Consider the following 18,612-nt stretch of genomic DNA (forward strand, 5'->3'; position numbering starts at 1 on the left):
ATAGCTGACTAATCAATGATTCATCAAATTAAGGCGCAAGTACTGGCCGACCCGGTTGCCCAACAAGAGCTTGAAGCAACTATCAATCACTCCCTGAATAAACGTTTGCAAGCAAATTTGTTGGCTTTTGCGGAACATATTCCTAGTTTATTTCAGCAATTCCGTGCGCACATGCCAACGCGCGTGGGTCATTTCTGTACCAGTGCGGGTCAGATCAACCTGGTGGATTTAACCACAGGCATTACCTTTTACGGCATTCAAGCTGAAGCCGAAGCCCGGGACGATGCCGCCCGCTTTGCCGAACAAGCTATTCGTTTTGAAATTGCCACGGGTCAAGTAGTGCAACAGGCGTTACCAGAGCAATGCGGTGCCCTGATGCTATGCGGGCTGGGCTCAGGTGTGGCATTGGAAACCCTGTTCCAACAACATCAATTTGAGCAGGTGTTGGTATATGAGCCGGATCCTGATGTATTTGCTGCATCTTTGTCGAGTTGTGACTGGGCCAGTATGTTGCAGCAAGCGGCGCAGCAGGGCACTCAGTTATTTCTGCAAATTGGTGATGCGGCGCTTACTCCCGCTGACGATTTGGTGGAATTGACTAGCCACTTAAAGCTGGAGCAGCTGTGGCTGTATCGACATACGCATCATAGCTTTCTGGATGCCTGGTTGGCTTACTTACAGAGCGACAGCTACCGCTTTGAGCAGGTAACCAAACGCAACTATAAGCTGCCTGATTTTAATGGCATTGAACATGCGCTGCCGCATTTTAGTCCACAATTGCAAGTTCCTGATGAAAGCCATGAGCAGTCGCCGGCTTGGCTGGCTGCCAGGCAGTTGTACTTGCAAAATATGGAAGCGCTGGCCGAGTTTTACCCGGACCTTCATGAGCAGCTACAAGACTACGAACCCACCAACTGGGGTATTCAAGAGAATGCCGACGGTGGTTTTAATCTGCTGCATAAGGAAAGGCGCGGTTACTGGTATCCGCAACAGCCACAGGTTTCGTCGCAACAGAATCTGGCCGATTATAAAGAGCACGCGGAAGCCAATGATTTAGCGATTTCCTATACCGGCGGTAAATTATTTGATTATCAGCACTTTAAATACTCGCAGCGACTTGGTGAAATTTTGGCTAAGTATCCCGGCGCTGCCGCCGGATTGCCAAAGTCTATTCCGGCACTAGCGGTATTTATGCCAGCGCTTGGTTATCAATTAGAAACGCTGGTACAGGAGCACCGCATTCACTCCTTGTATGTGATTGAACCGAATATTGAGTTCTTTTACTGGTCGCTATACACGGTTCCCTGGTTTGACATTTTTGCTGATTTTCAGCAGCGCGAAGCATCACTGCATTTTAGCATTGGCGACGACGGCACCTATTTTGAGCAAGACATGATTCGCCGCTTCAGCGAGGGTGATGGCTACCTAACGGCGAATACCTACTTCTATTTACCAACGCCGGTAGCTCGCCTGCAGTCAGCGGTAAATTCGCTCAAGCGCGAAATGAAAACCCTATTGGTATGGGCCGAGTACTTTGACCATGTGCGTTATGCGCTAGCGCATAACCGTACTAACTTTAAGAGCGATGTGAAGTTGCTTGATAGCGCGGTACTGGCTAAGCGGCGTGAGCAAGGGCAAAAGTTTAATACACCGTTGTTTATTGTTGGTAACGGGCCGTCGCTGGACGATCAAATTGAGCACCTGCTGAGTATTCGTGATCAGGTATTAGTGGTGTCTTGCGGTACTGCTTTAAAAGCCTTGTGGAAATACGGCATTCAACCTGATTTCCATGCGGAGCTTGAGCAAAATCGGGTACCTTTTGAAATTATCTCGTCAATACAAGATCCCGACTATTTAAAGCAAATCACCTTGCTGTCGGTAACTACCGTGTGTCCTGAGGTAAGCAATCTGTTCAAAGAAACCTGGACGGTGTTTAAGCATGGTGATGGCAGTTCGGCGGCCTACGACTGGATTATTAAAGAGCTGGGTATATCCGTTGATATGGTTCAGCACTCGTTTCCAACGGTTTCCAATTTGGCGTTGGATATAACGTTATTACTTGGTTTCCGGCAAATTTATTTGATGGGGGTGGATCTTGGCTATGCGTCGGCCGACAAGCACCACTCTAAGCATTCTATTTACTACAACAACAAAACCTCGAAAGAGCTGTATAACTATAAAGACAAAATTAGCGGCCAGGCCCGGGTGCGGGGCAATTTACGGCCCACGGTAGACACTCAGTTTCAGTTTAAAGCGTCAGCTGACATGATGAGCCGCCTGTTGCACGAACAACCGCACCAGGAAGTGTACAATTGCAGTGACGGCATGTTTATCAGCGGTACTATGCCGTTAAAGCCAGATTTGATTATGTTGGAGCCTGGCCTTGCTAGCCCTGCAGACACTTACCGCGAACTGTCGGAGCAGGTGTTTTCCAATGCGTTGGCAAAACGCATTCAGGACGCCTTCGATGAGCGTTATACCCGGCAGAACCTGGTGAGTGAATTTAAAGCTCTGCTACGGGTAACCAAACGTGCGGTAACCGATGAAGACGGCGCGTTAGAGGTGATTCGCCAGCAGCAATCGGTTATTTCACTGTCGTTTCATGCGCATCAGTCGCTGTTATTTCCATTGTTCGCCTCAGAAATGCATTTAACCCATGCCACCTTAACGCGTTTTCTGTATGCCGGTGAGTCACCGGAGCAGGGGGTGGAGATTTTTAAAGAGGGCTTGGCAGAATGGCAACGGACGCTGGAATTTCTTTGTGCGGATTATTTATTCGACCCTATGCGTCCTGATGAAACGAAATGGCGGATGCGCGGGCGGCTATAGTTACTGCCTGAGTCATCTTAATGCTCGCTTAACCACTTGCCAATATCAGCCAGTTTGCTGCCACAGGCTTGCTGGCTTTGCCGCTGTTGCGCTTGTGCCAGCCAGGCGTGGTCGAAGTAACGCTGACACGCCCGGTGGCAGTGCTTGATAAAATCGGCGGCCTGATACACTTCGGCTAACTCTTGCTCAGCTAAATGCTGCGCCTGAGCCTGCTGATTACCCGCCACTTGCACCGCAATCATGGGTCGGCCTAAGGCCCAGCATTCAAAGGTAGTTGAGCCACAAGCGGTAACCACCAGGCGGGAGTTATTCAAGGCCTCGGCAATGTTACTGGGGTTGTGTAACAACTGCCAGTTGGGCTGATCGGCTAGCAGCGCTTCCAGTTCGTCCAGGCGTTGATATGCCGGGCCACAAATAAATTGCAGCGGTAGTTCGCGAAAGTTGCTATCGGCGGACAGTACAGTGGCAATGCTGGTCATTAGGTTGGCCGGGTCACTGCCGCCAAAAATAATACTAAGGGCTTCGCAATCGCGCGCCTTGCGGTAAGGCTGTTTGAAAAACTCTGGCCGTAGCGGGTGATAAGCAGGGCCTAAAAATAATTTAGTGCCAGTAGGCTGATGTTGATAAGCGTTAGCCGTTACCCCGGCGCCACTATTCAGTATGGCTGCCACGTGGGCAGGTTCCGGCTCGGCCCAATCGTCTAGCCACAACAGTTTAAATCCTAGTTCACTGAGTTGCTGCCGGTAGGCGGCACTAAATTCGTAACCGTCAATCACCAGCCAGTCGTTTTCATTGGCCACACTATGAATGCTGTCCAGCTCACCGGTCAGCGCGTTCTGGCTTCTAATAGTGGTAATTGGGAAGTTGAAATTATCTAACTGGTTGGCAATAGCGGCCGCAGCTTCGGTAAGCAGGAAACGGCAAGTTAAGCCTTGCTGACGAAATTGCTGCGCCAGCGCGAAGCATCGCACCAGATGGCCAATTCCTATACTCTCAAACGCCGCAACGCGGAACACTATTGTTTTCATGTGAGCATCATAGAACAAATAATGTGACGGGCACAAAAAAACCGGCAGAAGCCGGTTTTTCCGTTAACACCTGATTGCAGAAAAGGCTTACGCCATTTCTTTAATTTTGGTGTTGATGCGGCTCTTGTGACGAGCTGCTTTATTTTTACCGATCAAACCTTTGCCCGCATAACGGTCAAGGATTGGAGTCAGGTCAGCAAAAGCCTGCTGTGCAGCCGCTTTGTCACCTGCCTCAACGGCAGTTAAAACTTTCTTCAATTGTGTACGCATCATTGAGCGGCGGCTCGCGTTATGGCGACGGTTCTTTTCCGCTTGTACCGCACGCTTTTTCGCAGACTTGATGTTAGCCAAGGTGAACTCCTAAAATTCGTTAACAGAACGCTTCTTTATAAAGGCCGAGGAATATGCCTGTTTTGCAGGCAAAAGTCAACTCCCCGGCAATGGAAAAGTTAGAATTTAAGCGGCCTTTTCAATTTGCAGTTTCATCTCGATGAACTGGTCTATTACTTGTTCCAGAATTGGCAATGGCAGTGAACCGCTTTGTAGCACCACATCGTGGAAGTCGCGCAAATCAAAGCTACTACCCAGTTCGGTGCGGGCTTTGTTGCGTAACTCCACCAGCTTCAACATACCGATTTTATACGAGGTAGCCTGGCCGGGCATAACGATGTAACGCTCAATTTCCGAGGTGACACTGGATTCAGTCATGCCGGTGTTGGCCTGCATGTAGTCTATGGCCTGTTCGCGGGTCCAGCGCTTGGCGTGAATGCCGGTGTCTACCACCAGCCGCACGGCGCGGAATAGCTCTGCTTGTAAGCGGCCCAGATTACCAAAAGGATCGTTGCCGTATAAATCCAATTCGTACATGAGCTGTTCGGTATAAAGTGCCCAACCCTCGGAATACACGGTGAAGGGTACAAATTTCCGGAATGTTGGCAAGCCGTCCAGTTCCTGCTGAATAGCGAGCTGGAAGTGGTGACCCGGAATACCTTCGTGCACGGCCAGGGTTTTCATACCAAAAGTTGGCGTGTCGTTAATGTTATACAGGTTGGCAAAAAACACACCCGGACGCGATCCGTCTATTGCCGGGCTCTGATAATAAGCACCTGGCGCATTCTTTTCAGCAAATTCTGGTACCCGACGCACATCTAAGTCAGCTTCAGGACGAATCCGGAAGGCTGGCCCTAAATAGGTTTTAATGTCAGTGATAATGCTTTTGTAGTCCGCCAGAATTTGCTCCCGGCCGGCGTCGGTATCCGGATACAAAAACTCTTCCTGCTCGTTTATTTGTGCCAGTAATTCACCAACGGTGCCTGAGGTGTAACCCTGATTACTGAAAATGGCCTGCATGTCGGCCTGAATACGCGCAACCTCGGCCAAACCTAACTCATGTATTTCATTCGCGGTAAGGTCGGTCGTAGTGTGTTGTTTCAGCATATGGTTGTAGTAGGCGTCGCCGTCGGGCAGTTTCCACACGCCGGCAGTGTTGTCAGCTTGTGCTTGCAGGCTTTCCAAACTGGCATACAAATTCTGATAAGCCGGGAATACCGCTTCTGTTAGCGCGGTTTCGGCTTGCTCCAGCCAGTCCGTGCGCTCGGCTTCGGTAAGCTCAGTGTCAGCCAGTTTGTCGGCAAAGCTGGTCAGCAATAGATTTTCGCCAGGGCCACCAGAGAGAAAGTTTTCAATTTGCTCCATGCTGGCGGTAAGCACAAACTTCGGCGGTATAATGTCACGCTCAGCACGTTGCTGAATGTCATTAATTAAACCGATGAACTGATCATGTACGGCATGCAGGCGCGAAATGTAGTGTTCAGCACCGGTGGCGTCATTCACTTTATGCATGTTTACAAAAAAGCTCGGGAGGGTGTTTTGTACCCCAAACAGCTGATTCACCGGGTAGCCATGATGTTGCCAGCGCTCGCCGGCCATTTGTTGCTGCAAAAAATAGTCGAATACCGCATAGGAAATGCTGTCGGTTTGATTCATATCGCTGCTGCTGTAGCTACTGAAGGTGGCGTAAGTGTCAGCTAAATCCTTGTAGCTTTGCGCGCGTGCTTCAACCGACAGGTCGTCCAATCGCGCATTATGGCCATCAATACCAAAGCGCTCGAGCAGGCCTAACTGGGTAAGTAACTGGGGCGAATCCAGCGTGGTTTTGAGCATAGCTCGCTCGTAAAATACGTTGATTGAAAAGGGTTTAAACCAAATGGCGTTTACCACCAAAATGCTGACTACCACTAGTAGTACAGCAAAGATACCTCCAATCCATTTCCACATAATTGAACTCATATAGTTGTTGTTATACACGGAGTGAAAATGTACGCTGCTTTGCACAGCTTCGCAATGTTTCAAAAGGATAGGCTCAGTGGCGCGGCAGCAGTCAACACCAACTCCGCTAAAATCTGCATCAGCAAGGCTCTTACGCTCCGGTGTTGTGGTGAGCTTTATGACCTTTTTGTCACGTATCCTCGGATTAGTGCGTGATGTAGTTATTGCCAACTTAATGGGTGCCGGAGCCGCCGCCGACGTTTTCCTATTCGCTAACAAAATCCCTAATTTTTTACGCCGCTTGTTTGCTGAAGGTGCCTTTGCACAAGCCTTTGTGCCGGTATTGGTGGAATACAAACAGGGTCGGTCGCTACCGGATCAGCAACTGCTGATTGCGCGGGTAGCCGGCACTTTAGGCACCCTGGTTACTATTATTACCATTGCTGGTGTGGTGTTATCGCCGGTGGTAGCCGCGCTCTTTGGTACCGGTTGGTTTTTAGACTGGTACAACGATGGCCCGCAAGGCCATAAATATGTGCTGGCCAGCGACTTATTGCGAATTACCTTTCCCTACCTGTGGTTTATTACCTTCACCGCCTTAGCGGGTGCCATTTTAAATACCCTGGGTAAATTCGCCATTGCGGCCTTTACCCCGGTGTTTTTAAATATTGCCATTATTGCTGCCGCCATTTGGTGGGCGCCAAATATGGAGCAGCCGGAATATGCGCTAGCCTGGGGTGTATTCTTCGGTGGCCTGATTCAGTTACTGTTCCAGTTACCTTTTTTAAAGCGCGCTGGCTTGTTAGTTCGGCCCCGCTGGGGCTGGCGCGATGAAGGCGTTACCCGCATTCGCAAGCTCATGATTCCGGCGTTATTTGGGGTATCGGTAAGCCAAATTAACCTGTTGCTGGACACCTTAATTGCGAGCTTTCTGGTTACCGGCTCGATCAGCTGGCTGTATTACTCCGACCGCTTATTAGAATTCCCGCTGGGCTTGTTTGGTATCGCCATTGCCACGGTGATTTTGCCAGCGTTGTCGGGGCGGCATGTTGATAAATCAGCGGAAGCTTTCAGTCAAACCCTGGACTGGGGCATTCGCACCGTGGTGCTGTTGGGTATGCCTGCCATGGCCGGGTTGATTGTACTGGCCGAGCCTATGCTCATGACCTTATTTATGCACGGCGCCTTTACGCCATCGGATGCGCAGTTGGCGTCTTACAGTTTGATTGCTTACGGAACCGGCTTGCTTAGCTTTATGCTAGTGAAAGTGCTGGCAACCGGCTTTTACTCACGGCAGGACACGAAACGACCGGTGAAATTTGGCATTATTGCCATGGTCAGCAATATGGTGTTCAACATTATTCTGGCTATTCCCTTCGGACATGTGGGGCTGGCGTTGGCAACCGCTATGTCGGCGGCCATGAACGCTGGTATGCTGGCATTCGGTTTGTACAAAGACGGCGTACTAAAAGCCCAGCCGGGCACCTGGCTATTTCTGCTGCGAGTAACTTTGGTCACTTTAGTTATGGCTGCGCTGGTGCTTTACTTGTCGCCGCCACGCGAGCAATGGCTGGCCTATTCCATTACCGAACGCAGCCTGCAGCTGGCGCAGTTAATTGGCTTAGCCGGGGTTGCTTACCTGTTACTCTTGCTGGTGTTAGGGGTGCGCTTGCGCCACTTGCGGGCACCGGCCTAAGTGGGTGCACTAGCCAAACCTGGCGGCGCGTGTAAGAGTATCGAAACCGCCGCTAAATTCTTGTATAATGCCGCCTTTATTTTCGCGCCTTGGGGTGGCAAGCGCGGACACGACAACATGGTGGCAGTTAACCCGAAATGACAGAGCTTATTCGCGGCATACATACAATTCGCCCGCAACATCGCGGTTGCGTGCTCACCATTGGTAATTTCGACGGCGTTCATTTGGGTCACCAGGCGGTATTGGCGCAGGTTTTACAACAAGCTCAGCAACGTCAGGTAGCGGCAACAGTCATGACCTTTGAGCCCCAGCCGCAAGAGTTGTTTCAACCGCAGCAGGCACCGGCACGGCTTACCAATTGGCGCGAAAAGCATATTCAACTGGCTGCGCAAGGCATTGATCGCCACCTGTGTGTGCAGTTTAACCGCCGCTTTGCCGCGCTGCCGGCCACCACCTTTATTGAGCAGGTACTGGTACAGCAACTGGGCATTGAGTTTTTAGTTGTTGGCGACGACTTTCGCTTTGGCCGTGGTCGCGAAGGTGACTTCAAACTACTGCAGCAAGCTGGTGAAGAGTTTAATTTTCAGGTAGTAGACACGCATAGCTTCCGGCAACAGCAACGCCGGGTTAGTAGCACGGCTATTCGCGGTGAGCTGGCGGCCGGTGATTTTGGTGCGGCAGCCGCCATGTTAGGGCGGCCATACAGCTGTAGCGGGCGAGTGGTGCATGGGCAGAAACGCGGACGCACCATTGGCTTTCCTACCGCAAATGTACTGCTAAAGCGGTTAAAATCACCGTTGCAAGGTGTTTTTGCAGTGAATGTCACTATAGAAAACGATTTGAGTAGGGTTTTCCCCGCTATTGCCAATATTGGTACTCGCCCAACCGTGAATGGTGAGCAGGCGCAACTGGAAGTACACCTGTTTGATCAAAGCCTGAACTTATATGGCAAGCATTTGGAAGTAACCCCAACGGCCTTTATTCGCCCGGAACAGAAGTTTGCTTCCCTAACTGAATTACAGCACCAAATAAAACGCGATGTTGAGGTAGCCCGGGGGCTTGCAACGCGCTAGAATTTTAGCCTTGAAATGTAACTTGATAGAAAAGTAAGTTCGACCTAATTCAAGCCGTGATGCAATGCCATAAACAGCGTTGTTGGCATCAACCAAAGGAATAAACGGAACATGAGTGATTACAAGCATACGCTCAACTTGCCTGATACCAGTTTCCCCATGCGTGGGAACCTGGCTCAGCGTGAACCGGAAATGCTCAAAGGCTGGTATAACGACAGTTTATACCAACGCATTCGGGACGCTAAGAAAGGCAAGCCAACGTTTATTTTGCATGACGGCCCTCCGTACGCCAACGGCCAAATTCACATTGGGCATGCGGTAAATAAAATTTTAAAAGACGTGATTGTAAAAGCCAAAACCTTAAGCGACTTTGATGCGCCTTATGTGCCGGGCTGGGACTGTCACGGCTTACCGATTGAATTGCAGGTTGAAAAAAAATACGGCAAGCCGGGTAAAAAGCTGAATGAAGCGGAATTTCGTCAGAAATGCCGTGAGTACGCCATGACTCAGGTTGAGCAGCAACGCGAAGACTTTAAACGTTTGGGCGTGTTCGGTGACTGGGACAACCCGTACCTGACCATGAACTTTAAGCAGGAAGCCGACAGCATTCGGGCACTGGCGAAGATCATTGATAACGGTCACATGCAACAAGGCTTTAAGCCGGTGCATTGGTGCACCGACTGTGGTTCTGCGCTGGCTGAAGCTGAAGTGGAATATCAGGACAAAACCTCACCTTCTATTGATGTGCGTTTCCCGCTGGTAGATGAAGCCACTGCGGTGCAAGCGTTCCGTCACCCCGAGGGGCATGACGGTGAAGGCCCGCTGAGCATGGTTATCTGGACCACCACGCCGTGGACCATTCCGGCTAGCCGTGCGGTAACTGTGCATGCCGGGCTTGAATACGCCCTGGTACAAGTGGAAGCTACCGGCGAGCAAGCCGCTGAGCGCTTAATTGTAGCTTCTGATTTGGTGAATGATGTGATGGAACGCTGGAACATCAATCATTACCACAAACTTGGTTTCTGTGAAGGCGCAGCGCTTGAACTGCAACAGCTGAAACATCCGCTGTTTGACTTGCAGGTGCCCATTATTCTGGGCGAGCACGTGACTACGGAGTCAGGTACCGGCTGTGTGCATACCGCGCCAGGCCACGGTGTAGACGATTTCCTGGTTGGCGCTCGTTACAACATTGAAGTGTATAACCCGGTTGGTGACAACGGCGTGTATAAAGAAGACACCCCAATGTTTGCCGGTCAGCATGTGTTTAAAGCTAACGACAACATTGTTGAGGCGTTAAAAGAAGCGGGTACTTTGATGCACCACGAAGCGTTTCGTCATTCGTACCCGCATTGCTGGCGCCATAAAACGCCTATTATTTTCCGTGCGACACCGCAGTGGTTTATCAGCATGGAAAAAGAAGGTCTGCGCCGTCAGGCATTGCAACAAATTGAGCAAGTACGCTGGGTACCTGAATGGGGTCAAAGCCGTATTCAACAAATGGTTAGTGGCCGTCCGGACTGGTGTATTTCACGTCAGCGTACCTGGGGTAACCCACTGGCAGTATTGGTGCACCGCGATACCGATGCCTTGCATCCGCGTACGCTGGAGCTAATGGAAGACGTAGCCAAGCTGGTTGAACAAAAAGGCATTCAGGCCTGGTTCGATTTAGAGCCAGCCGATTTGCTGCCGGAAAGTGAAGCGGCTGACTACCGCAAAGTGACTGACACTGTGGACGTGTGGTTTGACTCAGGCGTTACCCATCACTGCGTGTTAAAAGAAACCGCAGGCTTAAGCTGGCCGGCAGACTTGTATCTGGAAGGTTCGGATCAGCACCGTGGCTGGTTCCAGTCGAGTCTGTTAACCGGCGTGGCTATGTACGAAGAAGCTCCGTACAAGCAGGTACTAACGCACGGCTTTACCGTAGATGGTCAGGGTCGCAAAATGTCCAAGTCTATTGGTAACGTGGTAGCGCCGCAGGAAGTCATGAACAAGCTCGGTGGCGACATTCTGCGCTTGTGGGTGGCTTCAACCGATTACTCGGCAGAAATGACCGTATCGGATGAAATCCTGAAGCGCTCAGCCGATGCTTACCGTCGTATTCGTAACACCGCCCGTTTCTTACTGGCTAACCTGAATCAATTTGAGCCCAGCAAAGATGCGGTAGCGCCGGGCGACATGGTTGAAATGGACCAGTGGATTGTTGCCCGTGCCATGCAGTTGCAGGAAGAATTGCTGGAAGCCTACGACAACTACCAGTTCCACGTGGTGGTACAAAAATTAATGCACTTCTGCTCAATTGAGCTGGGTAGCTTCTATCTGGACGTGATTAAAGATCGTCAGTACACCGCGAAAACCGACAGCGTTGCGCGCCACTCGTGCCAAACGGCCCTGTATCATATTGCTGAAGCCTTAGTGCGCTGGATGGCGCCTATTTGTAGCTTTACCGCGCAGGAAGTATGGCAGAGCCTGCCAGCGCGCGATAACAACGGTGAGCAACGCAGTGACTACGTGTTTACCGAAAGCTGGTATCAGGGCTTTAATCAGTTCGCTGAACTGCAAGTGGATCACGCCTACTGGGCTGAGCTTATCGACATTCGTGATGAAGTAAATAAAGCCCTTGAGCAAGCACGCCGTGACGAAAAAATCGGTGGTGCATTGCAGGCTGAAATTACTTTATATGCGCAAACTGAGTTAGCTGAAAAGTTACAGCGACTGGAAGATGAGCTGCGGTTTGTGATGCTAACTTCGCAGGCTCAGGTTGAAGTGACCACCACGCCGCCGGAAGGTGTGCAGGCAACTGATATTGAAGGTTTGTGGGTACAGGTTAATAAGAGCGAGCAGCAAAAATGTGAGCGTTGCTGGCATCACCGACCGGAAGTGGGCAGTATTGCCGAACATCCACAACTATGTCAGCGCTGCGTAACCAACGTAGAAGGCGATGGCGAGGAGCGTACTTATGCCTGATGCAAATACAACAGGCCGCACTGGCGTACAATTTCTATGGTTAAGTTTGGTGCTGATAGTTTTAGACCAAATTTCTAAGCAATGGGTAATGCACAGCTTTGAGCTGTACGAAAGCATTGCCTTACTGCCTAACCTGAACTTTACCTACGTGCACAATTATGGCGCGGCTTTTAGCTTTTTAAGTGATAGCGGTGGTTGGCAGCGGTGGTTCTTCACTGCCATTGCCATAGCTGTGAGTGTGGTGCTGGTGATTTGGCTGCGCCGCAATCCGGCGAATTTATGGCGTCAAAATCTGGCTTTCGCGCTTATTTTAGCTGGCGCTATTGGTAATGTGATTGATCGTATCGTGTTTGGCTACGTAATTGACTTCGTAGATGTATATGCGGGTGACTGGCATTGGCCGGCATTCAATGTAGCCGACATGGCCATTACGCTTGGGGCCATTTTGATGTTACTGGAAGCTTTTTTTGAACGCGAGCCAGTTTCGGAGTCAAAGTAATGAATCGATTAGGCATTGAGCACGGCCACGAAGTGGTTATGCACTTTACCATTAAGTTGAGTGATGGTTCGGTAGCTGACAGCACCAAGGTTTCTGGTAAACCAGCGAAATTTCGCATGGGTGACGGCAACTTAACCGAGAACTTTGAAGCTTGTTTGGTGGGTTTGCGCGCCGGTGACGAGCGTGAGTTTGAGCTGACGCCGGAAAACGCCTTTGGCGAACCGAATCCAGACAATATTTACTACGTTGATGCGACTAAATTTAGCGCTGAAACTAAGCCGGAAGTAGGTGCTATTATTGCATTTACCCAACCCGACGGTACTGATTTACCGGGCATTGTAAGAGCGGTAGAAGGGCAGTCGGTAACTATTGATTTTAATCATCCGCTGGCCGGTCAAACGGTTACCTTTGCGGTTGAAGTAATTAGTGTGTCGCCGTAATTTGTTGGAAAATAAGTTGCTGGCGAACAGGAGGTTTTGAATGGACATTATATTAGCGAATCCACGTGGTTTTTGTGCTGGTGTTGACCGTGCTATTACCATTGTTGAGCGCGCTTTAGCCATTTTCGAACCGCCTATTTATGTGCGCCATGAAGTGGTGCACAACAAATACGTTGTAAACGGCCTGCGTGATCGTGGCGCGGTGTTTGTCGATGAACTGGACGAAGTACCCGATGACAGCATTGTTATTTTTAGTGCGCATGGGGTGTCGCAGGCGGTGCGCAAGCAGGCCAAAGAACGTGGTTTGCAAGTGTTTGACGCGACCTGCCCGCTGGTAACTAAAGTGCATATGGAAGTAACCCGCGCCAGCCGCAAGGGGCAGGAATGTGTACTTATTGGTCACCATGGTCATCCGGAAGTGGAAGGCACTATGGGGCAGTATGCCAATGCTGACGGCGGTATTTATCTGGTGGAATCAGTTGAAGACGTAGCGAAACTGGAAGTGAAAGACCCGTCGCAGTTGCACTATATGAGCCAAACCACTTTGTCGGTAGACGACACCGCCGATGTGATTGATGCACTGCGCGCGAAATTTCCGGCGATACAGGGGCCGCGTAAAGACGACATTTGTTACGCTACTCAGAACCGTCAGGATGCCGTGCGCGAATTAGCTTCCGATGTAGATGTATTACTGGTGGTTGGTGCACGCAATAGCTCTAATTCAAATCGCTTGCGCGAACTGGCTGAAAAAATGAATACCACCGCCTATTTAATTGATGACGCTGGCTGCATTGAGCAGCAATGGCTGAACAATGTGCAGCGCGTTGGCGTTACTGCGGGGGCTTCAGCGCCGGAAGTGTTGGTGCAGAATGTGATTCGGCAGTTACAGGAGTGGGGTGGTAAGCATGTGGAAGAGCGCAGCGGTCGCCCTGAAAATGTGACCTTTTCGATACCACCAGAACTGCGCGTAAAAGCTATTTAAATCACGCGCAAGTAGCGCGCTAACTACCTATCAACGCCAGCAGTCTGCTGGCGTTTTTGTATCATTTTGATTAACGGTTAAAGTTTCGCAGCCCGTATCATTGGCTTGAGCACCTGTCGCTGTTGCCTCTAAGGTGTAGGTGGTACCGCTTAAATTGGTGGCCGAATACGTATAGTTGTCGCTGGTTAAACCCAATCCTAAATCAGCAATTGACCCATAGGTGGGATTACGCGCCCGCCATTCTTCCTGTGCTAATTGCAAGGTTAATAAGTGGCTAATAGCGGTTGCCCGCTTGGCACTGCGTACGTGATCCTGATACACGGGGTAGGCTACCGACGCTAAAATACCAATTATGGCCAGGGTTACTAGTAGTTCCATAAGCGTAAAGCCAGTCTGTTTGTGGCTTGCAGGCAATGTAGAGGTACTAATTCGGCATTTATCTTTGCACAACATAGATGATCCTGACGAAAAATTCGTTATAGTGAAGTTCATAAGTACGATATTTGGCGGTACATCTCAATGGCTAATTTTGCGTTCGAGTTAAGTAGCATATGCGCATTGCCCGGTCGGCGCCAGTCGCAGCGGTCTGTCGTTAGGCTAAGGCTGACAGTTAGGCGCGGTGCTGGTTTTAGTTTGCTGGAATTGCTGGTCACCCTGGCCGTGCTGGGCATTATTGTTGCCGTTGGCGTACCCTCATTTTTGTCTATGCTACAAAACTCCCGCCTAAGTGGTGCCGCTCAGGAAAGTTACGCTTTATTACAATACGCCCGCTCTGATGCGCTGCGCGCTGGTGAACCACGCTACGTGGTGTGGCAGCAAAATGCTGACAACTGGTGTGCCGCGGTAGCTACTACCTCAACCTGTGATTGTCTGACTGAAAGTTGCGCAATAAACGATGTGAGCCGCCGTCTGGATGCAGCTGATTACGGCCAGGTAGCGCTTACCAATGCCAATTTTGTTGGCGGCAGCTACACCGCGTTTGATGGTATGCGGGGGTTGGCCGAGGGGCACGCCGGCACGGTGAGTTACCAATTGCCCAATACCGCTGAGGTGAAGGTTATAGTGAGTGCACTTGGGCGCGTGCGTATGTGCCAGAGTGCGAACTTCAGCGGAGGCTTCCCCACATGCAGCTAATTCGTAACCAACGTGGTATTTCCTTGCTGGAAATGTTGATAACACTGGCGCTTGGGCTAGTACTGCTGGCGGCATTAACCAGTGTATTTACCAATACCTTAGGCGTGAATAGCCGCTCCTTGAAGGCCAGTCAGCTGCAGGAAGAAACGCTGGCGACACTTGGCTTAATTGTGGGTGACTTACGCCGTAGTGGCTATACCGCAGATTTTGTGACGCAGGTGGTAGACCCGACCAATGCCAATCAGGACTTCCGTAATTCGCTGGTGGTAGGCGAGCATCCTGACGAAGTAGTTAATAGCTGTATTTTATTTGCCTACGATGCCGATCAGAACGGGGTTAATTCAGGCTCCACCGAGGCCTTTGGCTATCGGCTACGCAATCAGCAGGTGCAACGGCGCCAGGGTGGTGCTTTGTGCGGCGATAACGGCTGGCAGGGGCTAACCAGCGCCGATGTGATAGTGGTGGATGCATTGCAGTTTACGGTGACCGAGGTGGTTACCGGCACTATTACCGAACAACAGGTGCAAGTGCGGTTACAGGCGCACTTGCAGCAAGATCCAACCTTGTCACGGGAACTGACGCAACACGTGGTACTTCGAAATGCAGACTTCTAACCGTGGTTTCACAACGCTTACGTTAACCATACTGCTGCTGGCGGTGGTGATAGTTATTACCATTTTTACCGCCCGGTTTAAGCTACAGGAACAACGTATTTTGCGAAATTATCACGACAGCCGTGAGGCTTTGTTAGTAGCAGAATCAGCGCTGGAACAACGCATTGCGCAGGCGGCAGTAATGAATAATGCCAATAGCAGCACCAGCACGGGTACCCTGGCTGCGCGCGAGTACGAACTGACGGTTAATTCCGAACGTTTTAATGGCACCCCTCGTGGCGATGTGGACTTAGCCTCGGTGCTGGCACGCGCTAAAGCTGCACAAAGTGACACGCACCGGGAAGTAACTTCGTCGCTGGTGGTATTACCGGTAATTCGTGCCTATCCGGATACACCGCTGGCAGTGAAGGGTGGCATTAATGTGTCGGGGAACTTTGAGGTAGTTGCCAATCCGAATGGCGGTGGCGACGGTGTGCCTTTGTCCATTTGGACCGACGGCGTGGTGGATGTAAACGGCAGCGGCTCTACTTGTGGTCAGCAGGAGTTTAGTAACGGCGAGTGCAGCAGTCGCCCCTTAAGTGAACGGGGTGAGCATGGCATCGACATTCTCGATCAGGATCTGAACTTTCCGGACGACTTACTCGATTATTTATTTGGTATTCCCGGCTCCGACTGGCAGCAACTGCGCGATCAGGCGGCGGCTCAACTTACCAATTGCAGTGACCTGGGAAGCCAGCCCAGTGGGTTGTTGTGGGTAAGTGGTAATTGTGATGTGAGCAGTAACACCATTTTAGGTAGCACTGAAGCACCGGTTATTTTGATTGTGCAAGACGGTGACTTAAAAATGAATGGTGGCGCTGAAGTCAATGGTCTGGTGATGAGTTACACGACGCCTGAAGACACCGGTGGACCCTATGAATTAACTATGAATGGCGGCGCTTTGGTGAACGGAGCAGTACTGGCTAATCATCCGGCCAATCTGGCCAATGGCACCTTAACCGTGCGTTTTGATGGCGAGGTACTGGCGAATATTACCAATAACGATGCATTTCGGCGGGTTTCGCGGGTAGGAGGGAGCTGGCATGATTTCCGTTAATAGCTCAGCAATAAGAACCGGCGGTGTGCGTAGTCGCGGTTTTACCTTTATTGAACTGCTGGTAGCCCTACTCATTTTAGGTGTTGGTATTGGCTCGCTGGTAACTTTGCAAAGCACTTTTATTCGCAGTACTGCCTTAGCAGCGGAACGCAATGCCGCTATGGATATTGCCCAAAGCCGATTGGAACAGCTGCGCGCGACTGAGTTTGCTGCTATTAGTGCGGGGAGCGAATCGGTCACTAGCACCCAGCAAACCTTTGCTGTGCAGTGGCAGGTAACCGATCAGTTTTACGATGGCCAGTGGTTTGCCGCCGACAGCGAGGTGCTACCAGCAAAATTTTCAACTACGCCGGCACCTACGCCACATGCGAAATCAGTGAGCGTGCAGGTGAGCTGGCAGGCTCGTGGTGGCGCTACCGAGCAAATTGAAGTACCCGGTTGGTCTGCTGCTTTGCAGTTGCGTGACGGCCAGCGGGTGGCACGTGAGCCGTCGGTGAGGGCGGATCCCAGAGTTGTTTATAACCCAGGCGCAGCTCCTGAAGTAATAGCCATTAAACTGGAAGAAAACTCAGCTGCCTCTGAATATTTTGTGAAAGAAACCTCCAAGCCAACGCCACAGGTAAGCCGTTCGGGTGAGTATTTGCAGGTGTCTTTTGATGCGGTTACTTACGATGAAGCCACGCAAACCCAACGCATTGAAGACTTTATGACATTGAACTGTCGCTGCACGCTGCAGGCGTCAGGACAGGGAGCTACCCCCAACCGCATGGCGTTAATTGACGGCGAACTGCAACTAGACACCGCTGCCAGTGAGTTCATTGAAAAAAATGTTGGGGTGAGCGCCGATGCCAATCAACCGGCTTTGTGTAATCAGTGTTGTCGCGACCATCATGATTCCAGCGCTATGGTTGCCGACGGTAATCTGTATCAGCAGACAGACAATCGGACCGCCTCTGGGAATCATCGCCACTACAATGAGGTTAACGGTAGTTTGGTGGAAGCCGGCGTAGGAGACCAATATTTAGAAGCTTGCCGTATGCGTCGAGTTGACGGCTATTACGCACCTTTTGCTGACTGGCAACTGCAGAGCGTGGTACTGATGAGCGCGGCTTACCTTACTCAGAGCGACAGTGCGTCGGTATACGAAGCTTATATTCAGCAAGCGGTGCGGGCCATGGTAACGGGTGAACCTCTGCCGCAACCGCCAACCGGACGTGATTTGAATGTGGCGCCGGGAGCCTACCAGCTGATTGGCCGGGGTGTTTACCTGGATGAAATGGATGCTGCGCACGAACAGGAAGTACTAACCCGATTACAAAATGGCGAGACGGACTGGCTACGTATTGTGCCCTTTTACGAGGTTAACTTAACGCTGCTAAGTGACTGGGAAAGTGACAATGCCGTGGTGGCTTCAGTAACCAACGAGCCTATTGGAACTATTGTTGACCCTGAGAACAGCTTTTACGGTACTTACAGCCGGGGGCGCTTGCAGGCCGAGCAAAATGGTATGAGTGTAGTAAACATGCAGGTGCTGGGCGGGAACTCCGGTGTTATCGGCAGTGCTGCAACCAATCCGGTTGATGCTGGTCGGGTATTTACCGATGCCGTCAACGTTACGGTAACTGCGCAAGACGAGAACACCGACTTGTTCTCGGTTACCGGCGAAATTAACTGTTTGGATGCTCTTGGTAGTAGCTGTAAAAACAATCAGTTACGCAATGTGAATGTGACTATTAGCGACCTTAATTTAAGTTGTGAATATCAAACCGGCGGGCGTAACCAAACACCGTTTTATTCGTGCGCCAATATTCCGGCAGGTTGGAGTGGTTTGATTACCTTTGCAAAAGAGGGCTTTAGCTTTACGCCAGCACAGGTTTCTATTGATAATTTAAGTGGTAACCGACAGTTCAATATTTTAATGCAAGAGTAATTTTTTAAGCTGGCTTGATTCTTGAATACACCTACTCAGAAGAGTGAATTTTGACGGTG

Annotated in this window: 15 protein-coding genes; 11 read left to right on the forward strand and 4 right to left on the reverse strand. The window is 50.7% G+C overall.

The window, feature by feature from the left end; all coding sequences use genetic code 11:
• The first annotated feature begins 15 nt into the window (after positions 1 to 15).
• Entirely contained in the window at positions 16 to 2,829 is a 2,814-nt protein-coding gene (locus CCE91_RS03460; RefSeq protein ID WP_086433861.1) for a motility associated factor glycosyltransferase family protein, read from the forward strand.
• 17 nt (positions 2,830 to 2,846) lie between these two features.
• Here the strand turns inward: CCE91_RS03460 and pseG are convergent, their stop codons facing one another.
• The 3 genes from pseG to CCE91_RS03475 all read right to left on the reverse strand — a co-directional run bounded on the left by pseG (position 2,847) and on the right by CCE91_RS03475 (position 6,134).
• The gene (gene pseG, locus CCE91_RS03465; protein ID WP_086433862.1) at positions 2,847 to 3,857 is read right to left on the reverse strand and encodes a UDP-2,4-diacetamido-2,4,6-trideoxy-beta-L-altropyranose hydrolase; all 1,011 of its coding nucleotides are present in this window, start codon (positions 3,855 to 3,857) and stop codon (positions 2,847 to 2,849) included.
• 87 nt (positions 3,858 to 3,944) lie between these two features.
• The gene (gene rpsT, locus CCE91_RS03470; RefSeq protein ID WP_086433863.1) at positions 3,945 to 4,208 is read right to left on the reverse strand and encodes a 30S ribosomal protein S20; all 264 of its coding nucleotides are present in this window, start codon (positions 4,206 to 4,208) and stop codon (positions 3,945 to 3,947) included.
• Positions 4,209 to 4,313: 105 nt separating this feature from the next.
• On the reverse strand, positions 4,314 to 6,134 hold the full coding sequence (locus CCE91_RS03475) for a DUF885 domain-containing protein (protein WP_234996250.1): 1,821 nt from the start codon (positions 6,132 to 6,134) through the stop codon (positions 4,314 to 4,316).
• Positions 6,135 to 6,222: 88 nt separating this feature from the next.
• On the opposite strand from CCE91_RS03475, the gene murJ reads away from it, so the two are divergent.
• The 6 genes from murJ (at position 6,223) to ispH (ending at position 13,779) form a co-directional block, all read left to right on the forward strand.
• Positions 6,223 to 7,821, forward strand: coding sequence for a murein biosynthesis integral membrane protein MurJ (gene murJ / locus CCE91_RS03480; protein ID WP_268802160.1), 1,599 nt, complete (start codon positions 6,223 to 6,225; stop codon positions 7,819 to 7,821).
• Between the two features lie 137 nt (positions 7,822 to 7,958).
• Positions 7,959 to 8,894, forward strand: coding sequence for a bifunctional riboflavin kinase/FAD synthetase (ribF, locus tag CCE91_RS03485; RefSeq protein WP_086433866.1), 936 nt, complete (start codon positions 7,959 to 7,961; stop codon positions 8,892 to 8,894).
• 111 nt (positions 8,895 to 9,005) lie between these two features.
• A complete protein-coding gene (ileS, locus tag CCE91_RS03490) occupies positions 9,006 to 11,858 on the forward strand; it encodes an isoleucine--tRNA ligase (protein ID WP_086433867.1) in 2,853 nt (950 codons plus the stop codon).
• Positions 11,851 to 12,357: a signal peptidase II gene (gene lspA, locus CCE91_RS03495; RefSeq protein ID WP_086433868.1), complete on the forward strand. Its 507-nt coding sequence runs from the start codon at positions 11,851 to 11,853 to the stop codon at positions 12,355 to 12,357. The genes ileS and lspA overlap by 8 nt, the downstream gene beginning before the upstream one ends.
• Entirely contained in the window at positions 12,357 to 12,797 is a 441-nt protein-coding gene (gene fkpB, locus CCE91_RS03500; protein ID WP_086433869.1) for an FKBP-type peptidyl-prolyl cis-trans isomerase, read from the forward strand. Before lspA ends, fkpB begins: the two co-directional genes overlap by 1 nt.
• Before the next feature lie 40 nt (positions 12,798 to 12,837).
• Positions 12,838 to 13,779 carry a 4-hydroxy-3-methylbut-2-enyl diphosphate reductase gene (gene ispH / locus CCE91_RS03505; RefSeq protein WP_086433870.1) on the forward strand — a complete coding sequence of 314 codons (942 nt, stop codon included), beginning with the start codon at positions 12,838 to 12,840 and terminating at the stop codon, positions 13,777 to 13,779.
• A 30-nt stretch (positions 13,780 to 13,809) separates the two neighbouring features.
• Here the strand turns inward: ispH and CCE91_RS03510 are convergent, their stop codons facing one another.
• Positions 13,810 to 14,271, reverse strand: coding sequence for a type IV pilin protein (locus tag CCE91_RS03510; RefSeq protein ID WP_327078322.1), 462 nt, complete (start codon positions 14,269 to 14,271; stop codon positions 13,810 to 13,812).
• Between the two features lie 27 nt (positions 14,272 to 14,298).
• On the opposite strand from CCE91_RS03510, the gene CCE91_RS03515 reads away from it, so the two are divergent.
• The 4 genes from CCE91_RS03515 to CCE91_RS03530 are packed head-to-tail and all read left to right on the forward strand — an operon-like array spanning position 14,299 to position 18,553.
• On the forward strand, positions 14,299 to 14,913 hold the full coding sequence (locus CCE91_RS03515) for a GspH/FimT family pseudopilin (RefSeq protein WP_086433872.1): 615 nt from the start codon (positions 14,299 to 14,301) through the stop codon (positions 14,911 to 14,913).
• Complete coding sequence (locus CCE91_RS03520; protein WP_086433873.1) at positions 14,904 to 15,527, forward strand: prepilin-type N-terminal cleavage/methylation domain-containing protein; 624 nt, start codon at positions 14,904 to 14,906, stop codon at positions 15,525 to 15,527. The genes CCE91_RS03515 and CCE91_RS03520 overlap by 10 nt, the downstream gene beginning before the upstream one ends.
• Positions 15,514 to 16,623, forward strand: coding sequence for a PilX N-terminal domain-containing pilus assembly protein (locus tag CCE91_RS03525; protein WP_086433874.1), 1,110 nt, complete (start codon positions 15,514 to 15,516; stop codon positions 16,621 to 16,623). The genes CCE91_RS03520 and CCE91_RS03525 overlap by 14 nt, the downstream gene beginning before the upstream one ends.
• Positions 16,610 to 18,553, forward strand: a complete 1,944-nt coding sequence (locus CCE91_RS03530; RefSeq protein WP_086433875.1) for a type IV pilus modification PilV family protein — start codon at positions 16,610 to 16,612, stop codon at positions 18,551 to 18,553. The genes CCE91_RS03525 and CCE91_RS03530 overlap by 14 nt, the downstream gene beginning before the upstream one ends.
• Positions 18,554 to 18,612 lie beyond the last annotated feature (59 nt).

Source organism: Pseudidiomarina planktonica (genome assembly GCF_900177775.1).
Lineage (GTDB): Bacteria > Pseudomonadota > Gammaproteobacteria > Enterobacterales > Alteromonadaceae > Pseudidiomarina > Pseudidiomarina planktonica.